16 protein-coding genes and 1 pseudogene are annotated in these 17,324 nt (G+C 57.5%); 4 read left to right on the top strand and 13 right to left on the bottom strand.

The window, feature by feature from the left end; all coding sequences use genetic code 11:
* The 6 genes from BM194_RS20140 to BM194_RS20115 form a co-directional block, all read right to left on the bottom strand.
* The coding region (locus tag BM194_RS20140; RefSeq protein ID WP_280522560.1) for a proton-conducting transporter transmembrane domain-containing protein at positions 1-869 on the bottom strand (869 nt) is incomplete at its 3' end.
* Positions 869-1,174 carry an NADH-quinone oxidoreductase subunit NuoK gene (locus BM194_RS20135; RefSeq protein ID WP_092850679.1) on the bottom strand — a complete coding sequence of 102 codons (306 nt, stop codon included), beginning with the start codon at positions 1,172-1,174 and terminating at the stop codon, positions 869-871. The genes BM194_RS20140 and BM194_RS20135, both read right to left, overlap by 1 nt.
* A 27-nt stretch (positions 1,175-1,201) precedes the next feature.
* Positions 1,202-1,831 carry an NADH-quinone oxidoreductase subunit J gene (locus tag BM194_RS20130; protein WP_092850676.1) on the bottom strand — a complete coding sequence of 210 codons (630 nt, stop codon included), beginning with the start codon at positions 1,829-1,831 and terminating at the stop codon, positions 1,202-1,204.
* Positions 1,828-2,754 (bottom strand): NADH-quinone oxidoreductase subunit H, encoded by a 927-nt coding sequence (locus BM194_RS20125; RefSeq protein WP_092850673.1) that lies wholly within the window; start codon positions 2,752-2,754, stop codon positions 1,828-1,830. Before BM194_RS20125 ends, BM194_RS20130 begins: the two co-directional genes overlap by 4 nt.
* Positions 2,741-4,051 (bottom strand): NADH-quinone oxidoreductase subunit D-related protein, encoded by a 1,311-nt coding sequence (locus BM194_RS20120; RefSeq protein ID WP_143097646.1) that lies wholly within the window; start codon positions 4,049-4,051, stop codon positions 2,741-2,743. The genes BM194_RS20125 and BM194_RS20120 overlap by 14 nt, the downstream gene beginning before the upstream one ends.
* Positions 4,048-4,395 (bottom strand): NADH-quinone oxidoreductase subunit A, encoded by a 348-nt coding sequence (locus BM194_RS20115; RefSeq protein ID WP_092850668.1) that lies wholly within the window; start codon positions 4,393-4,395, stop codon positions 4,048-4,050. The genes BM194_RS20120 and BM194_RS20115 overlap by 4 nt, the downstream gene beginning before the upstream one ends.
* A gap of 415 nt (positions 4,396-4,810) precedes the next feature.
* Between BM194_RS20115 and BM194_RS20110 the strand changes: the two genes are divergently transcribed.
* Together BM194_RS20110 and BM194_RS20105 are read left to right on the top strand one after the other, a co-directional pair.
* Complete coding sequence (locus tag BM194_RS20110; protein WP_092850666.1) at positions 4,811-5,158, top strand: hypothetical protein; 348 nt, start codon at positions 4,811-4,813, stop codon at positions 5,156-5,158.
* Positions 5,159-5,261: 103 nt separating this feature from the next.
* A complete protein-coding gene (locus BM194_RS20105; RefSeq protein WP_092850663.1) occupies positions 5,262-5,630 on the top strand; it encodes a hypothetical protein in 369 nt (122 codons plus the stop codon).
* A gap of 54 nt (positions 5,631-5,684) precedes the next feature.
* Here BM194_RS20105 and BM194_RS20100 read toward each other — a convergent pair whose 3' ends face one another.
* Genes BM194_RS20100 through BM194_RS20085 form a run of 4 tightly spaced genes read right to left on the bottom strand, consistent with a single transcriptional unit; the run spans position 5,685 to position 9,443 of the window.
* Positions 5,685-6,335 carry a methyltransferase family protein gene (locus tag BM194_RS20100; protein ID WP_092850661.1) on the bottom strand — a complete coding sequence of 217 codons (651 nt, stop codon included), beginning with the start codon at positions 6,333-6,335 and terminating at the stop codon, positions 5,685-5,687.
* Complete coding sequence (locus tag BM194_RS20095; protein WP_092850659.1) at positions 6,328-6,573, bottom strand: DUF2933 domain-containing protein; 246 nt, start codon at positions 6,571-6,573, stop codon at positions 6,328-6,330. The genes BM194_RS20100 and BM194_RS20095 overlap by 8 nt, the downstream gene beginning before the upstream one ends.
* A gap of 2 nt (positions 6,574-6,575) precedes the next feature.
* Positions 6,576-8,957 carry a copper-transporting P-type ATPase gene (locus tag BM194_RS20090; RefSeq protein ID WP_177223478.1) on the bottom strand — a complete coding sequence of 794 codons (2,382 nt, stop codon included), beginning with the start codon at positions 8,955-8,957 and terminating at the stop codon, positions 6,576-6,578.
* 45 nt (positions 8,958-9,002) lie between these two features.
* Positions 9,003-9,443 carry a DUF411 domain-containing protein gene (locus BM194_RS20085; RefSeq protein ID WP_092850656.1) on the bottom strand — a complete coding sequence of 147 codons (441 nt, stop codon included), beginning with the start codon at positions 9,441-9,443 and terminating at the stop codon, positions 9,003-9,005.
* Between the two features lie 310 nt (positions 9,444-9,753).
* Here BM194_RS20085 and BM194_RS20080 point away from each other — a divergent pair, with 310 nt between their 5' ends.
* A complete protein-coding gene (locus BM194_RS20080) occupies positions 9,754-10,212 on the top strand; it encodes a hypothetical protein (RefSeq protein WP_092850654.1) in 459 nt (152 codons plus the stop codon).
* 146 nt (positions 10,213-10,358) lie between these two features.
* Here the strand turns inward: BM194_RS20080 and BM194_RS20075 are convergent, their stop codons facing one another.
* The 3 genes from BM194_RS20075 to BM194_RS20065 are packed head-to-tail and all read right to left on the bottom strand — an operon-like array spanning position 10,359 to position 16,428.
* On the bottom strand, positions 10,359-13,562 hold the full coding sequence (locus BM194_RS20075; RefSeq protein WP_092850652.1) for an efflux RND transporter permease subunit: 3,204 nt from the start codon (positions 13,560-13,562) through the stop codon (positions 10,359-10,361).
* Positions 13,559-15,139, bottom strand: a complete 1,581-nt coding sequence (locus BM194_RS20070) for an efflux RND transporter periplasmic adaptor subunit (RefSeq protein ID WP_092850647.1) — start codon at positions 15,137-15,139, stop codon at positions 13,559-13,561. The genes BM194_RS20075 and BM194_RS20070 overlap by 4 nt, the downstream gene beginning before the upstream one ends.
* A complete protein-coding gene (locus BM194_RS20065; protein WP_143097645.1) occupies positions 15,136-16,428 on the bottom strand; it encodes a TolC family protein in 1,293 nt (430 codons plus the stop codon). Before BM194_RS20065 ends, BM194_RS20070 begins: the two co-directional genes overlap by 4 nt.
* Before the next feature lie 634 nt (positions 16,429-17,062).
* On the opposite strand from BM194_RS20065, the pseudogene BM194_RS20060 reads away from it, so the two are divergent.
* Positions 17,063-17,324: pseudogene (locus BM194_RS20060) on the top strand (IS481 family transposase); the annotation flags it as partial.

The raw sequence follows: 17,324 nt of genomic DNA, 5'->3' as shown, positions 1-17,324 counted from the left end.
TAGGCCACGACACCGCCTGCCAAGGCGGTAGCCAAGCCCAACGTGATGGCAAGCGGCCCGAACCAGGCAACGGCGGCCATCTCCGCATGCAGCCGAATTACCAGATAGATACCTGCAGCGACCATGGTCGCTGCATGAAGCAATGCCGACACCGGTGTCGGCCCGGACATGGCGGCAAACAACCATGGTGAAAATGGAAGCTGGGCGGACTTGGCCGCTGCGGCCAACACGGCGCCGGCAACGAAGACATGCAACTGCCAGCCATCGAGTTGGGACAGCTCAGCGAAGGCAAACGAGCCAGTACCGGCAAATGCTGCCGCCGCGGCAATATACAGCCCCAGATCCCCAAAGCGAGTGACCAGGAACGCCCAGGCAGCATCCCGCAGGTTGTCGGATTCCTGCCATTCATGGGCAATCAGCGCCCACGAGCATGCCCCGACCAGTTCCCAGGCGATCAGCAGAGTGACCAGATCCTCGGCCAGTACGAGAAGCTCCATCGCCCCGACAAACGCCGTAAGCAGAGCGATCAACCTGGCGGGAGGACGCGTTGGTACGCGCTCACTGAGGGATTCAGACTCATGGTAGGCGCTATAGACAATGATCAATGTCGCGATCAGTGGCACAACAATGGCGAATACGCCACTTGCTGGTGTCATCCCAACCGACAGGACGATGTGTGAACTCCAGCGATAAGCGCCATCCCAGCCCCCCATGAGTGCCATACTCGCGAGCAGCAGGGTAACGACAGCGACTGCCGCCCCCGCCAGGCTCAACACGGCACGGCCACTACCCTTGCCAGACCCGCGCTTGCCAAGCCAATACATGCCGGGGGTGGCAAGCAGCGGCAAAAGAGGAACGAGCCACAACATCAGTGCTTCAACCCGGTCAATGACTCGGTCATGTCGGCCTGCTTGCCGCGGAAAACTGCCACCACCAAGGCAAAGCCCATGGCCATCTCGATGGCCATCACTGCCATGACAATGATCGTCAGCAGTTGCCCTTCCGGCACGCCTGCCCCGCTAAAGGCCCAGAACGCCACCGCGGCGAGCATGACGCCATTGAGGATCATCTCCAGCCCCATCATCAGCATCACGAACGATTGCTGGGAGAGCGCGCCATAGATCCCGATACCGATCAGTGCCGCTGCCAATAGCAAAAGTGTGGTTAGTGTCATACAAGCCTCCCTGCCTGTCTGTCCTGGTCAGTGGTGATGATGATGATGGTGATGACCGCCACCCTCTTCCTCTTCGTCTTCCTCGGGCTTGCCCGCCGGGTCGCCGCCCGGCTCCAGCCCTGGCGGTAGTGAGCCCTCTGCAGCCGCCCCATAGCGCCCTCGGTGACACGACAACACCACCACACCGATCATGGTGGTGAGTAGGACGAGGCCTGCCGACTCGAAGATCAACATCGAGTCACCGAGCATTTCGTTGCCTAGTGACTTTACTGGATCGAGGCTTGCCGAGACCGGCTGGTCAGGAAAGACAGCAAATAGCGCCATGGCGCCCAACACCAGGAAGCCGACAATCCCTGCCCCGATAGCGATGCGCTCCTGGTGAACCATGTTCATCGGATTGAGACCGGCGGGATTCATCATGAACATGACCATGAACAGCGCCATGACCGTCATTTCCACGGCCATCATGAAGAACATCGCCACGCCCAGGTATTCCGCTGCCAGCAGAATCATGATCACGCCCACGGCGATAAACGACACCAGCAGGAAAAAAGAGGCGCGTACCATCGAATCGGTACGAAACACTCGCCATCCGGTGACCACCGCGAGCGTGGCCAACAACAGAAACGCGATATCTACACCAATGCCGTGATTCATAGCAGCGCTCCTATGCCAGCCCACACCAGGTCGAGAAACGACAGCGGCAGCAGCACTACCCACATCAAGGTGACGCAGCGCTCAGGGGCAATACGCGGCAGTAACCGCCCAAGCAGTAGCAATACGAGCAGTACCGCCAGCATCTTTATTGCCATCCACAGCGGGCCGGGTAGCCAAGGTCCCAGCCAGCCACCCAGGAAGGCGCTCGCTGCCACGCCACTGAAAGCCACCAGCATGGCCGCTCGCGCCACGTCCCAGACCAGCCGCGGGGGCCCGGAAATTTCAGAAGCCGTGCCACCAGCCAGGTCCGCCGAATCGGCCAGGTTGAGCGGCCCCCAGAAGGTCATGCCCAGGCCGACGATCAGAAACAGCGGCAACCCCAGCGGCTGGCGTAAGACATTCCATAGCGCTTCTTGCGAGGCGACCACTTGAGTGAACTGTAGCGATTCGGCCGGCAATGCCACGCCAATCAGTACGAACATGCTGATCAGAATGTAGGAGAGCCCTAACGCCACATAACGATAGCCGCCGATCAGGGGCAGCAGCGCGTTCGCCGACCAGCCATGCAAGAAGATGACCACTGTCGCCAATGCTTCAACGCTGCCCCATAACACTACGCTGGTGACCAAATCAGTGGCGACCAGCGACTCCGACCACGGCACTACCGCCAGTCCAATTGCAGCCAGGGCCAGATACAGTGCCGGCGCCAGCCGCCAGGCCTGCCAGTCCGGTGCTTCGGTGGCATTGGCGTGCTGGGTCATCAGCCAAGCCCCTCGGGCCATGGGGGCAAGCCAGACACTGCCTGCCTGAGGGGCGCCGAATGCGCCGGCAATGAGCCGATCAAGCACCGCCACGACATAGGCGCCGACAGTCAGCATGAACGTCACCATCAGTACTGGCAGGAGTAGCTCATTTAAAAACATTTCCGGAGCCTCCCTGGACCACCCGAAGTTCATCAGGCGTCTGTGTTCCGCCCCCCTCGTTGACTACTGCCGCAACATCCAGGCTCGCCACAGTCGCCAGCGCCTCGCCCCACTCCAGGCCTGGCAGGACCTCGTCGAGGAGCGGGCTGGCATCCTCTGGGCCCTGCTCGGACCAAGGGCCACGTGGCGTCTCGATGCGATCCACCTCGCTCGTGTATACCTCATCCCGTTCGGCCTGCTGCGCTAGATGAAGCGACTGGTCGATCTCGTTCAGGGTCTGCTGCCAACGTGCTCGGGTATTTCCATGCGTCTGACACGCCGGTGAGAACCTCAGCCGACGATAGCCAGCGTCTTCCAAGCGCAGGTCATCATCCAACCCGGCAGCACGAGCAGCCGGGCCACCGATTTGCCGGGCCTGCTCGGGATCGAGCACACCACCCTCCATCGAAGACAGACGAAAGAAACCACTGCGCACCAGGCGACGGCGCAGCCCACCCAGCGTGCTTGAGGTCGAGAGGTTCTGTGCCAGGCGCAAGGCGTCCAGACTGGCGTTCTCCAGCCCGGCAAGACGCAGGGCTTGAAATAGACGATGCAGGTGATGGCGGGCCCGGGCGAGCTCAAGCTCGGCGATGGGGACCGGTCGTTCCCGGGCGGTGAAAAATACCGGATCGAGGCTCTGCGGATATGGGGCGAGCTGAGTGCTCCATGTTTGGACGAGATCACCCTGCAAGGTAATCTCCGCCATCATGCCGGGTGGAAATGCTGAGAAGAATGGCCCGAGCCGGAAGGTCAGTGAATCCAGCGTCAACCCATCGCGGATGTCGTCCTGCATATTCATGGCCATGGGCCGCCCGTAGGGCACCCCACCCATCATGCCTTCGCCGCCCTGACCGAAGTCGCCCTCGCCTTTCCAAGGGTTGGGCGGTTTATCCGTCAAGATGCGTGGCGCGCTGTCTCGCTGGCCTGCCATCAGTTCACGATGTGCCGTAATCAGGGCCCCGGGCAACTCGTCGAGTTTCTCGACACGGGGCACGTTTTCCAGATGAGGCCACGGTTCGCTGCGAAACCACAGGGTGGTGAAGGGGTAGGGCAACTGATCGTGAACACGCCGCAGGGGTTCGAACCGGTCAGCCGGAACCTCTCCCGCAATCAGCAACACACTGGCATGGCGTGGCGAATCGACCAGTTCGATTTCCGGCGATAGCGCGAGGTACCGCAGCGCTCTATCGCCCTGCTTGCCCAGCACGGGAAACACGGGAACCTGCGTGCGCGAGGCGAGCTTCCGTAACCAGCTCACTGCCACTTGAACACCCCCTCACGCCAGGCATAAACGATGCCCACCGACAGGATGGCCAGGAACATGCCCATCTCCATCATTGCTTTCATGCCCGTCTCAACGAACACCACCGCCCACGGATACATGAACATCATCTCCATCTCGAAGGCGATCAGCAGCAGCGTCATGGGATAATAGCGGACGTGATAGCGGCTCCAGGCGTGGCTGTCAGGTGTGCCACCGCCAAGAAAAGGCGCGCGCTGAGGATAGGTGGGCATCGGCTGGTGGCGCATAGGCAGCCACTGCACTAGCAGGCCGGCACCTAGACTAAGTAACAAAATAAAAAGTAGAGTCAACAGCTCCATGCGAATCCCTCGCGTCGCTGGCCAGCAATCCTTACCGTCACTAAAACGTAGCAGCCTTACCTACTTATTATTCTATGTATTTAGACTTAAGCGTAGATAACAATCCTGAACGCAAGCTGAATCCTCTTATGTAAAATGTAGAATAACGTAACAACATGCAAGGCTAGCATTCATTACTCCAACCTTACCTCGGCAACCGTACCTTTTTATCTATCCAGTTGATTAGACAGCACTTAGCTTTATGATTTTAATCAGGCAGCTTCCCCTGCCAATTAGCGCCTGCTAGCTTAGCCATTATCGACAGGAGTTATCGGCTGCTTTATAGAGGAAGGATGGGAAAATTGAGCTCCATCAATTCACGTAAAGCAGAAACCATTCATACTTTCCCTATGTGTTAACAAAGAAGGAGTACGCAATGTCCCTTTCCAGATTAGTGATGATGTCATTGGTTGCATTAACGCTTGCAGGCCCTGCCCTGGCGCAACAGGAAAACCATAACATGGAGGAAGGCATGAGCGACGGCCACATGATGAATGGTGGCCACGGCGACATGATGCCCATGATGCGTGAGCATATGGAAAAGATGCAGCAGCACATGGAGCAGATGTCGGAAGCCAGTACTCCGCAAGAACGCTCGGCCATGATGCAGGAGCACATGCGCCAGATGCAGAAACACATGCAGATGATGCAACAGATGATGGGCAACATGCATGGCGGCGGTGGAGGTAGGGGCAACATGCAAGGCGAAGAGCATGGACATTAAGCTACGTGTCAGCCAGCCACGAAACTTTAAAGCTCAGCATTGATTACTTTTCCCGCCTGTGGATTTTCCACAGGCGCTCGTTTCACTCGTCAAGGGCACAGCCATGCAAGACGAACACCGCCTGGGCGTCTCCACGGTCAACCTGGTGAAACGCCACCTCAAGCTCAAGCCCAGTCATCCTGAAAAGCGCCAGGCAGCCGTCGCTGAAATCGATCAGCTCTACGGCCTGGATAGCGTATCTTTCAACGAAAGTAAGCAGCGGCTCGATCTGGCCTATGATGCATCACGTCTGTGCATCGATTGTGTGGAGGGTATTCTGGCCAAGCATGCCGTTGAGGTAAGCCATGACTGGTGGACCCGCTTCAAGGAGGATCACTATCGGTTCGTCGACCAGAACGTGAAAGACAATGCCCGCCACGAGCCCTGGAGTTGCCATCAGTCTTCACAGGGAACAGGAAGACGTCGCTCGTGACAATAAAAGTGAGCGGTCAAGACCGCTCACTTTCACTTAGCACCTTGCCTATAACTAGGTACCAGGGCTGAGCGCGCCTAAACGAGGAATAAACCGAGGCGTATTAACAACGTATCGCCGCCACTCATCACCAAACCGGCGCTCCACTTCGTGCTCTTCACGCATAGCCAATCTCGAGTACATCCACACCAGTACCGGAAACATGGCCAAGGTAAGTAGGGTAGGCCACTGCAGCAAAAAGCCGAACATTACCAACACGAATCCAGTATACTGGGGATGCCTGATATAGGCATAAAGTCCGCTTGTAGCCAGAACGCCCTCACGTTGCGCCGCATAAAGTGTTCTCCATCCCGTCGCAATAAGATAGAACCCTCCGAAGATGAACACCGTGCTTAGAAGATGGAACGGTCCAAAATGAGGAGAGCCTTGCCATCCAAAAAGCATCTCCAGGAGGTGCCCGCTATCGTGGGCAAACCAGTCCACTTCCGGGTACCGGCTCTGCAGCCAGCCGGAGAGGAAATAGAGGGTAAGCGGAAACCCATACATTTCCGTGAACAGGGCCACCATAAAAGCGCTGAAAGCACCCAAGGAGCGCCAGTCCCGACGGGTTTGCGGCCTGAAGAAGCTGAACGCAAAAGTAATGAACACCGTCGAATTCAGTATAACCAGACTCCACAGGCCGTAATCCTGCAAGCCACTATTCATCTCGCCCCTCCTTGCGCTCGCTGTTGCTCTGGCCGTGTGACGTTGGACCACCATGGCCATGCCCACCATGCATGAATACATGCATGAGAGGACAGGCCAGCACGAAGAGCCAGGGCAATGCACCGAGCAGATGCGCTCGGTGCTCCTGCCATAGAAAGAAAAATGCGATAAAAGCAAAGCCGGCTAATGTCAGCCAGAAACGCCAATCTCTCTGTTTTACGTCAGAAGGTTTAGCCATGACTAGATCCTCACTTGGCGCAGGCGCAGCGCATTCAAGACGACCGACAGTGACGAAGCGCTCATTGCGAAGGCTGCAAACATCGGTGAAATTAATATCCCGAAGAACGGGAACAGAAGCCCGGCCGCAACCGGCACACCGGCTCCGTTGTAGACCAGTGCGAAGAAGAGGTTTTGCCTTATGTTGCGCATGGTGGCTTGCGATAGGCGTCGGGCACGTACGATCCCATCGAGATTACCCTTAACCAAGGTGAAGCCAGCACTTTCGATGGCCACGTCCGCACCAGTACCCATGGCGATACCCACGTCGGCTTGGGCGAGTGCAGGTGCATCGTTTACGCCATCACCTGCCATGGCGACCTGATGTCCCTGTTCTTGAAGTTCGCGAATGATACGCGCCTTATCCTCGGGCATGACATCGGCACGAATTTCATCGATGCCTAGCCTTCCAGCGACAGCGCGTGCGGTGCGTTCGTTATCACCAGTAGCCATAATGATACGGAATCCCAACTGGTGTAATGCTTTTAGTGCACCGGGGGTAGTTTCCTTTACTGGGTCAGCCACGCTGACCAACCCAGCGATCTGGCCATCAAACACGACAAACATCACTGTTTCGCCTTCATCCCGGCGGGCGTCGGCGGCATCCACCAATATGCCACCCTCCAGGCCAAGTTCAGCCAGCAGTTTGGCATTGCCTAATGCTACGTGTTTGCCATCGACCATGCCCTTTACACCCATGCCGGTCACGGCTTCAAATTCCGAGGCTTTATCAAGGAGAACGCCGCGTTCCTCAGCGCCTGCCACGATCGCCTCAGCTAGTGGATGCTCAGAGCCTTTTTCAAGGCTGGCTGCTAGACGGAGGACGTCGGCCTCGACATGTCCTGCCACAGGCAGCACGGCTACCAGCTTCGGTTTGCCTTCAGTCAATGTACCGGTCTTATCGACAATCAACGTATCAACCTTGGCGAAGCGTTCTAGCGCTTCGGCATTTTTGATCAGTACCCCTTTCTGCGCTCCCCGACCAGTGGCGGTCATGATCGACATAGGGGTGGCCAGTCCCAGCGCACAGGGACAGGCAATGATCAACACTGCTACTGCCGAGACCAGCGCATAGGCCAGTGCCGGCGCTGGTCCCCAAATCGCCCAGGCGATGAATGCGATGACTGCAACCCCAATCACTGCAGGGACAAACTTGCCCGCTACCGTATCGGCAAATTTCTGGATCGGCGCACGTGACCGCTGTGCATTGGCCACCATGGCGACGATCTGGCTAAGCATGGTATCCGCACCGACGCGCGTAGCCTCCATGATCAAGCTGCCGGTGCCATTGATCGTAGCTCCGGTGACCTGGTCACCGGTCACCTTTTCCACCGGCACGGGCTCCCCTGAAATCATCGACTCGTCGATGGAAGAGCGGCCCTCCACTACCACACCATCTACCGGCACCTTGTCCCCGGGCCGCACCCGCAGATGATCCCCCACCTGGACGTTTTCCAACGCAATTTCTTCTTCGCTGCCGTCGGGGCGGATCACCCTCGCCGTTTTAGCCGCCATGTCCAGCAGCGCACGGATCGCCTTGCCCGTGCCTTCCCTTGCACGCAGCTCCATTACCTGGCCCAGCAGTACTAGAGCCACAATCACCGCCGCGGCCTCGAAATAGACCCCAACATCACCACTCTCATCGCGAAAGCCCGCCGGAAAAATCCCTGGCGCTAACACTGCCACAATACTGAAAAGATAAGCTGCCCCAACGCCCATGCTAATCAGACTGAACATGTTGAGATTCCGGGTTCGGAAGGACTGGTAGCCACGCACCATAAACGGCCACCCTGACCACAGAATTACCGGCGTGCTGAGCACCAGTTCAATCCACTGTGCAGTTCGTTCTCCAAAAAACCCGCGAATTCCGGTTAGGCCCAGCAAGGGGCCCATCGTCAATATCAATAGCGGAATTGTAAGAATGGCTGCGACCCGAAAACGCCTCGTGAAATCCATTAACTCGGGATTAGGTCCCGCCTCGCCGACTACGGCAGACTCGAGCTCCAGCCCCATGCCACACAATGGGCAAGCGCCGGGACGAGTCTGGCGTACCTCGGGATGCATGGGACAGGTATAAACGGCTCCTGGATAACCGTCAGGTACGTTGTCATACTTGCCGCTACTCACCGGCATGGCGAGCCCTTGGCCGATATGATGTCCCTGGCTGTGACCGTGGTTAGGTTCTGTAGACGAGTCGCTGCTTCCCATCGGGACGAGGTGCATGCCGCACCGGGGACAGTCACCCGGCTGATTGGTTACGATATCAGGATGCATGGGACAGGTATATTGCTTGAGATCGGCTGAATCGGATTGCTGGACACGGGTAACGTCGGTTTTATTGGCCATTAGCTATCAATCCTTGTTTCCTTGCGATACCTGCGCAGATGCTATCTACAGCGTCATAAAAGATGATGCCTTCTGTTCCACAAAGCTTATGATCTCGAATGACGTCTGCTTGAATCCCGGCATACCCGGCGACCCCTGAGGCATGCCAGCCAGGCCAATGCCCTCAACATCGGGACGCTCGGCAAGCAGTTTGTCGATAGCAACCAAGGGAACATGGCCCTCAATTACGTAGTCGCTTAGCATGACGGTATGGCATGAGCCGTAACCGTAAGGGACGCCAGCTTCCAGTTTGATACTATTAAGATCCTGGCTTTCAACGATTTCGACCTCGACACCTCTGGCTTCCAGGTGCTTTGCGTATTCATCACAGCAGCCGCATGAAGGGTTTTTATGGAGAGTGGCACCGTCAGGCATTGCCGCTTGCACATTGGCGGCACCGCCCAGCAGCATGCCGGAAGTTAATAGCAAGGCAACTCGAATGTTCATGAAAATCCTCCCCTTTCTTTCATAAATTAAGTGTTACCCAAGGCAGCTACCAGGAGCCTTATCTTTCCCTTATAACTATTAGCATGGCGCAGTTAGCATGCATTGGTCACCTCAATTACATTTACTGCCAAATGCGTCTTTCGTTTATTGATCTTCATCAAGTCAGCAACAGATTCAGGCTCTCTTTCCTAAAGACTCAATAGACATAGTCAGTTAGGCTAGTGAAACCATGACCAGGCAACCTATTCTTTGGAAATAAAGCGCTATAAAGGTTCTTCTGATAACCCTTTGAACTTCTTAGGAGAGAACAATGCAAGTCGAAACCCTGGGTGACGTACTGGACTGGACGAAAGCTGCTCACACCAACCTTGCCGACTGTTTGTCCCACTGTTCGACAAGCTCGCGTCGAGAGCGAGTCAAGATGCTCTTGGATTATCTTGCCCAGCATGAGCGGGAACTCAGCCGAACTCTGGAGATGTCCCGCCAGGATGCCTCGCCTTCGGCGCTGAACACTTGGTGCTACGAGTATTTCGAAAAATACCCAATCGAGCCTCATGAGCAGTGTAACGATGCCTTTCGTGACAAGGACACGGACCAAGTCATGGCGGCCATTCTTGCTTGGCACGATAAAGTCTCAGGCCTCTACCGCTTCCTGCTTTCACGTGCCGAGACGAACTCCGCCCGGGAGCTGCTCACTAACCTGCTTTCTCTTGAAGAGCACGAAACCATGCGCATTGTGCGCGATGCTGGTCGCATGGAGGACATTTAGCAGCGTGACCTGCTTTTTTTAAGCATAACGCAGCAAGCTGAAACGCAGCTGAATCCAAACAATAAAGTGCGGTCCTGCATGACCCTTTCCATGCCCCGTCATACCTTGTACGGGTCCGAAGCGAGCTCCGGACCCGCCACGCACTATTAATAGGAAGGCATGCCGGCCACGTCGGCAATCACATCTCCGTCGGGTACTGAATCGTCCTCGCCCTGCCTGCGATCCTTACTCCGAGGCTGACGCAACCAGCGGTAAATGATGGGGACCAGAAACATCGACACTAGTGGCGCCGTCAGCATACCGCCTACCATAGGTGCGGCAATGCGACTCATGATCTCCGAGCCGGTGCCACTACCCAACAGAATGGGCAGCAGCCCAGCCAGGATCACCGTCACAGTCATCGCTTTGGGCCGCACGCGCTGCACTGCTCCTTCACGGATCGCCGCATCAAGTGATACCGCATCGATGTGTCCTTTAGCTGGCTGACGCTGGTCTATCGCCTGCTTTAAATACAACAGCATCACCACGCTGAATTCAGCCGAGACCCCGGCCAAGGCGATGAAGCCGACGCCGGTGGCCACCGAGTTGTTATAGCCGAACAGGTAGAGCAGCCATACCCCGCCGACCAGCGCGAAGGGCAACGTTCCCATCAGTAGCAGCGCTTCGCTGAAGCTACGGAATGTCAGATAAAACAAAACCAGGATGATGAGCAGTGTGGCCGGCACTACGAGTTTGAGCTTCTCGTTGGCTCGCTGCATGTACTCGAACTGCCCCGAGTAGGCGATCGACACACCAGGAGACAGCTCGACATTACGGATGACGGCGTCACGCAAGTCAGCCACCACCGAGCCGATGTCCCGATTACGCACGTCGATATAGACCAATGCCATGAGCCGCGCCCCCTCGCTTTTTAACATCGGTGGACCTTCACTCAGGCGAATATTGGCGACACTGCCAAGGGTGATCTGTCCACCCGCCTCGGTCAGGATTGGCAGGCTGCGTATACCGGCGACCGAGTCGCGGATTGTGCGCGGATAACGCACGTTAATCGGATAACGGGCCAGTCCTTCAACCGTCTCGCCGATGTTGCGACCACCGATCGCCGAGGCAATGATAGACTGGACGTCACTGATGTTAAGGCCATAACGCGCCGCGGCAGCCCTGTCGATATCGACATCCACGTAGCGCCCGCCCTGGAGGCGTTCGGCCAGCGCCGAGCTGACACCCGGTACCTCGATGGCTACTTGCTCGACCTGCTGGGCAATACGGTCGAGCTCGCCCAGGTCGGTTCCTGTGACCTTGACGCCAATCGGGCTCTTGATGCCGGTCGCCAGCATGTCGATACGATTGCGAATCGGCGGTACCCATACATTAGTCAGGCCCGGCACCTTAACCACCCGGTCGAGTTCCTCGACTAGCATTTCCGGCGTCATTCCGTCACGCCACTCATCGCGCGGCTTAAAGCGGATGGTCGTTTCGAACATGGTCAACGGAGCCGGATCCGTGGCACTTTCAGCACGTCCAGCCTTGCCGAATACGCTATCCACTTCGGGCACGCTCTTAATCAGGCGATCAGTCTGCTGCAGTAACTGCGACGTCTTGCCTACCGACAGGCCCGGCAGCGCAGTTGGCATATAAAGCAGATCACCCTCATCAAGTGGCGGTAAAAATTCACTTCCCAACCGAGTCACTGGCCAGGCTGCACTGACCAGCAGAACCAGCGCCAGGCAGATCGTCATCCTTGGCCAACGCAGTGCGCCATTAAGCATTGGCCGGTAGATAGCAATTAGAAGGCGGTTCAGAGGGTTTCTGTTCTCGTCAGGGATCGTCCCGCGAATCCAGTAGCCCATCAGCACGGGTACCAGCGTGACTGAAAGCCCAGCCGCTGCAGCCATGGCATAGGTCTTGGTAAACGCTAGCGGCGAAAACAACCGACCGGCTTGGGATTCTAGGGTGAACACTGGGATGAACGACAGCGTGATAATCATCAGGCTGAAAAACAGTGCAGGGCCGACCTCAGCGGCGGCATCGCCGATCACCTGCCAGCGAGCCTCGCCTTTCAGCTCGGCCTGCGGGTTGGCATGTTGCCAGGCTTCGAGCTTCTTGTGCGCATTCTCGATCATGACCACCGCTGCATCGACCATGGCCCCGATGGCGATGGCGATCCCCCCCAGGGACATGATGTTGGCATTAATGCCCTGCCATTGCATGATCAAAAATGCAGCCAGCACTCCCAGAGGCAGCGACAGAATAGCAACGAGCGCCGAACGGAGATGCCAGAGGAACACCAGGCAGACCAGCGCGACAACAATGAATTCCTCGATCAGCTTGTAGCTGAGGTTATCGACGGCGCTGTCAATCAGTTGGCTGCGATCATAGGTAGTCACGATCTCGACACCGTCGGGCAGGCTCGCCTCTAGTGTCTCCAGGCGCTCCCTGGCAGCGATGATCGTAGCTCGGGCATCGGCGCCTGAGCGCAGCACAATGACGCCCCCCACCGTTTCTCCCTCTCCATCAAGTTCGGCAATACCACGGCGCATTTCGGGACCAATCTGCACCGAGGCGACATCACCCAGCATTACCGGCACACCGGCGCCATTGGTCTTCAATGGAATACGATGGAAGTCCTCCAGCGATTCCAGATAGCCGGAAGCACGAACCATGTATTCAGTCTCGGCGAGCTCAAGCACCGAGCCGCCAGTTTCCTGATTGGCCCGCTGTATAGCAGCGATTACCCGATCCTGCGGAATGCCATAGGCCGCCATCTTCACCGGGTCGAGCACCACCTGATACTGCTTGACCATGCCGCCGATGGTGGCCACCTCGGCTACACCGGGCACACTCTTCAACTCGTACTTGAGGAACCAATCTTGCAAGCTACGCAACTGCGCCAGGTCATGCTGCCCACTGCGATCGACCAGCGCATATTCGTAGACCCAGCCCACGCCGGTGGCGTCGGGACCAAGCACTGGCGAGACTTCGTCGGGTAGTTGACTCTGCGCCTGGCTGAGGTACTCGAGCACCCGTGAGCGTGCCCAGTACAGATCTGTCTCGTCATCGAAAAGCACGTAGACATAGGAGTCGCCGAAGAACGAGTAGCCGCGCACCGTTTTGACTCCGGGGACAGAAAGCATCATGGTCGAGAGCGGATAGGTTATCTGGTCCTCAACCAGCTGCGGTGCTTGCCCAGGATACGGTGTGCGCACGATTACCTGTACATCGGATAGGTCTGGCAAGGCGTCTAGGGGCATATCCTTGACCGCGACGACACCGCCAGCCGCCAGAAACAGTGTCAGTATTAGGACCAGGAAGCGATTGACGATAGACCAGCGTATCAGACGTTCGATCACTGTACGCCCCCCTCTACCTGCAGATTGGCGATAACATAGCCCACCTCACCTTCCTGCAAAGTGAAAGTTACGCTGTCCCCAAGCTGGAGCCCCGTAGCCACTGACAGATTGACCAGCTCGAAAGGCATGGTCATCGCTGGCCAGCCAAGTGCCGGGATCGGCTCGTGTGACAAGGTGATCTGTCCTGACGAAATTGCTTCGACTTTACCGCGTCCCGTGATGGGGCCGGCCTTTATCGTGCCTTGGTCCCTTATGTCCATGTCCGGCATGTTCATGCCCTGCATGGTGGGTACATGTATGCCGCCTGTGTCGGCCACGTTTGTACTGTCCTTACTGGCGCCACCCTTCGCCTTGGCTATGCCTAAACGATCGAGTGCACCGGCCAGACTGGCTTCGGAATCGATCAGGAACTGGCCTGAGGCCACTACACGCTGGCCCTCGTGGGTACCCTCGATCAGTGCCACCCGCCCCTGTGACTCGGTGCCTGTTACCACACGCTGTGGTGTAAACCCGCCATTGTCTTCGGCGACCAGCACGTAGTCATACTCGCCACCTCGCAGTACCGCCTCAACGGGGACTTGTAGGTGCGTCTGAGCGGGGCCACGGATCGCAACGCTGGCGAACATGCCAGGACGCAGGCGCAGCTCAGGGTTGGGCAGCTCGATCCGCACTCGCAGCGTGCGACTGGTAGCATCGTTTTCGGGCAGCACGGCGATTACCTGTCCGTGAAAGGTCTCGCCAGGATAGGCAGGCAAGCGCGCCTCCACGGGCAGGCCGGCAGCGACCTGCTCAGCCTGGATCTCGGGCACGGCTGCTTCCACCCATACCGTGTCCAGACCATTGAGAGTGGCCAGTGTGGCGCCAGCCTTGAGCGTCATGCCCTGGCGTACCTCCAAACTCTTGAGCATGCCACTGACCGGCGTCTTGAGTGTCACGATTTGCTGGACCTGGCGCACCTTCTCGACGTATTCGATCAGCTCGGCCGGCATTCCCGTCAACCTCAGCCGAGTTCGGGCGGCCTTGATTAACGCCAGATCACCCGTGCGCAGCACGGCCAGGAACTCTTCCTGAGCGCCTCCCCAGGCTGGGATAAGCAGATCGACCAGCGGCTCTCCCTGGGTGAGAACGTCGCTGGGGGCGTGGCCATAGGTACGTTCGACAAAGCCATCGCTGCGTGCCTGCACCACAGCTACATCCCGCTCGTTGAACTGCACATTAGCGGCGGCACTTAACGAAGGCGTCACTTCCTTGCGCTCGACGACCGCGGTACGTACGGCAAAGTTCTGCAAAATACTCGGGTTAATACTGACCGCAGCTGTGTCACTGCCACCCTCATCGGCATATTTCGGCACCAGTTCCATATCCATGAAAGGCGACTTGCCCGGCTTATCGAAGCGTTGACCCGGCATCATCGGGTCGTACCAGTAAAGTACTTCACGCTCGGTCTCGGTGGTCGCGGCCTGAGCCGAGGCTGTCAGAGCTGGCGTGTCATCTCGGGTAGCCCAGTATGTCGTTGCGCTGCTTGCGGTAGCCACAGCCGCTACCAGTACCAGCTGACGAAACTTGGTTGTATTCATTGTGCGGGTTCCCCATAGGCAAATGTCAGCCGCATGGCAAGCAGATCACGCTGAAAGGCAAGATCAAAGACACGTAAACGTTGGTTAATGAGATCACGGCGTGCCGCTAACACGGCACCCAGATCGCCATCCCCATTGATATAGGCGGCGTACTGCAGATCGACTCTCTGCTCGGCAAGCTTCACCCAAGTGGACTGGGCTCGATGGAACTGGCTGGAAAGCGTGGCATAGTCTGCCAACTGGCTATCGAGTTCGCGGGCCTGCTCGCTCAGCAATGCGTCACGCTCGAGTGTCAATTGTTCTACGCTGAGCTGTCGGGCGCGTATCGTAGGGTCCTGTCGGGTGGCGGCGAACAGGGGTAGGTCAAAAGAGATCTGGGCAGAAATCATGTCACCATAGCGCTCGTCGCGCTGCTGCCAGGCCAACTCGACCCCCCAGTCCGGGCGTCTCTGAGACTGCGCTTCTAGTACCCGCGCTTCTGCTGTACGCATACTTGCCTCCAATTCCAGCACATCGGGATATTGCAATACCTGGTCACGCAGGGCCTGAGGAGACAGGGAAAAGGAGGGAGGCGAGCCCAGCAACGGCTCGTCTGCTGCTTCGTTCACGTAGCGGCGCAACAGTGCGACGGCGGCAACCTGTTCACCTTCCAGGGCATCGCGACTATCGGCGAGCCGGGCAGCATCCTGGCTGGCAAGTACGCCATCCGTAAGTGGGGCTCGTCCCGAAGCGATCATTGCATTGACGGTCGAATGAAGCAGGGCATTTTCTCGATCGAGCTCGTCGAGCAATGTCAGCTTTTGCTCCACATAAAAGCGCGTAAGCCAGGCCTGGGCAGCTTCTTGTCTAACCTGAAGCCGCACGACTTGCGCTTGCGCCCGGGCCTGCCCCAACTCGGCGCTGGCAATTTCCCGGCGCGCCCGGCGCTTGGCGCTATTAGGAATAGCCTGGGCAATGCCGATCCTGCGCATGGTCATCGCGCTATCATTCAGACTACCGGCTTCAGGACCAGACACAGGGTAATTGCTGATGCCCAGCATAAGTTTCGGATCGGGAAGCGCATCGGCTGGTTCGAGCAAAGCATGGGTGCTTTCGATCTTCACGGCCTTGGCCGCTAGATCAGGCGCCCCCCGCTCGGCCAGTGCGACTGCTTGATAAAAGGTTAGCGGGGCGGCCTGAGCATTACTGCCCCATGCCGTACTTTCCAAGCCAACCAGGCCTATGGTTCCGATGAGCCACCACATGGAGAGGATACGAGAATTCTTTTGATGAGCCATTTTTGATTCCAAGGCTTTCCACGACCGCCACTTTGTGGCGCACGTGCTCTGATTTCACAGGCGATCAAGCGCTGCGAATGGAAAGTGCTATTGAGAATCAGGCTCGGCGCGGTGGACGCCAAAGGGTTTGGGGGGGACTAAAGGGTGACGGTGTGTCAGGCATGACTAGGCGTGCCTGAGCAACCATTCCATAATTGCCAAGCTGCGGGACGCTATCAAACACCAAACTGCCCGTGGTGCACTCTGGCTGAGGCTTACACGTCTCTAACGATTTACCTTCAGTTGTTTTGCCCTCGCAACCAGCTACTTCTTTTCTAGTCTTGGCATGGGCAGGAGGGCTATCTGTAGTGAGGTGCATCGACTCCACAGGCATCGTTACCGTATGACAGTCCCTACCGCTATCAGCGACCTGTTCTGCCAATGCGGGCAGCGACAGCAGCATAGCGAGAAAGACGGAACGGAAAAGAAACCACATGGTGCGATAAGCCTCATGCTAGCCTTGTGTGTGCCACCTTGCCATATGGGCTTGGTGCCTGTGAGAATACTCTGCCTAAGTGTAAGAGGCCGGATGATAGATTAAGCCTTAGGAGCTATCCTCTGCTGGCAGCGCGTGAACTCATTGCTCAATTCATCCAGGAGCAGCGAGATGGATATCAAACTGCATAAGACGGCGACCACCACACCGCGCATCCGCAAGGAGATCCAGCAGGCACCCGCCTCGGTCAGCGATAGCGAACTGGCTCGGCGTTATCATGTCTCGTGTCCCACCATTGCCCGGTGGCGTTACCGCAGCACGCAACATGATCGACCCCACACGCGACATAACCTGCTCGCGACGCTGTCTCCCGTCCAGGAAGAGATCGTGGTGGCTCTGCGCGACTACCTGCGTCTGAGCGTCGATGACTTGC

The sequence above is a fragment of the Modicisalibacter xianhensis genome, assembly GCF_900113605.1.
In the GTDB taxonomy this organism is placed as follows: Bacteria; Pseudomonadota; Gammaproteobacteria; order Pseudomonadales; family Halomonadaceae; genus Modicisalibacter; species Modicisalibacter xianhensis.
Note: the sequence above shows the minus strand (reverse complement) of the source record. Positions and strands in the feature narration are given on the sequence as shown.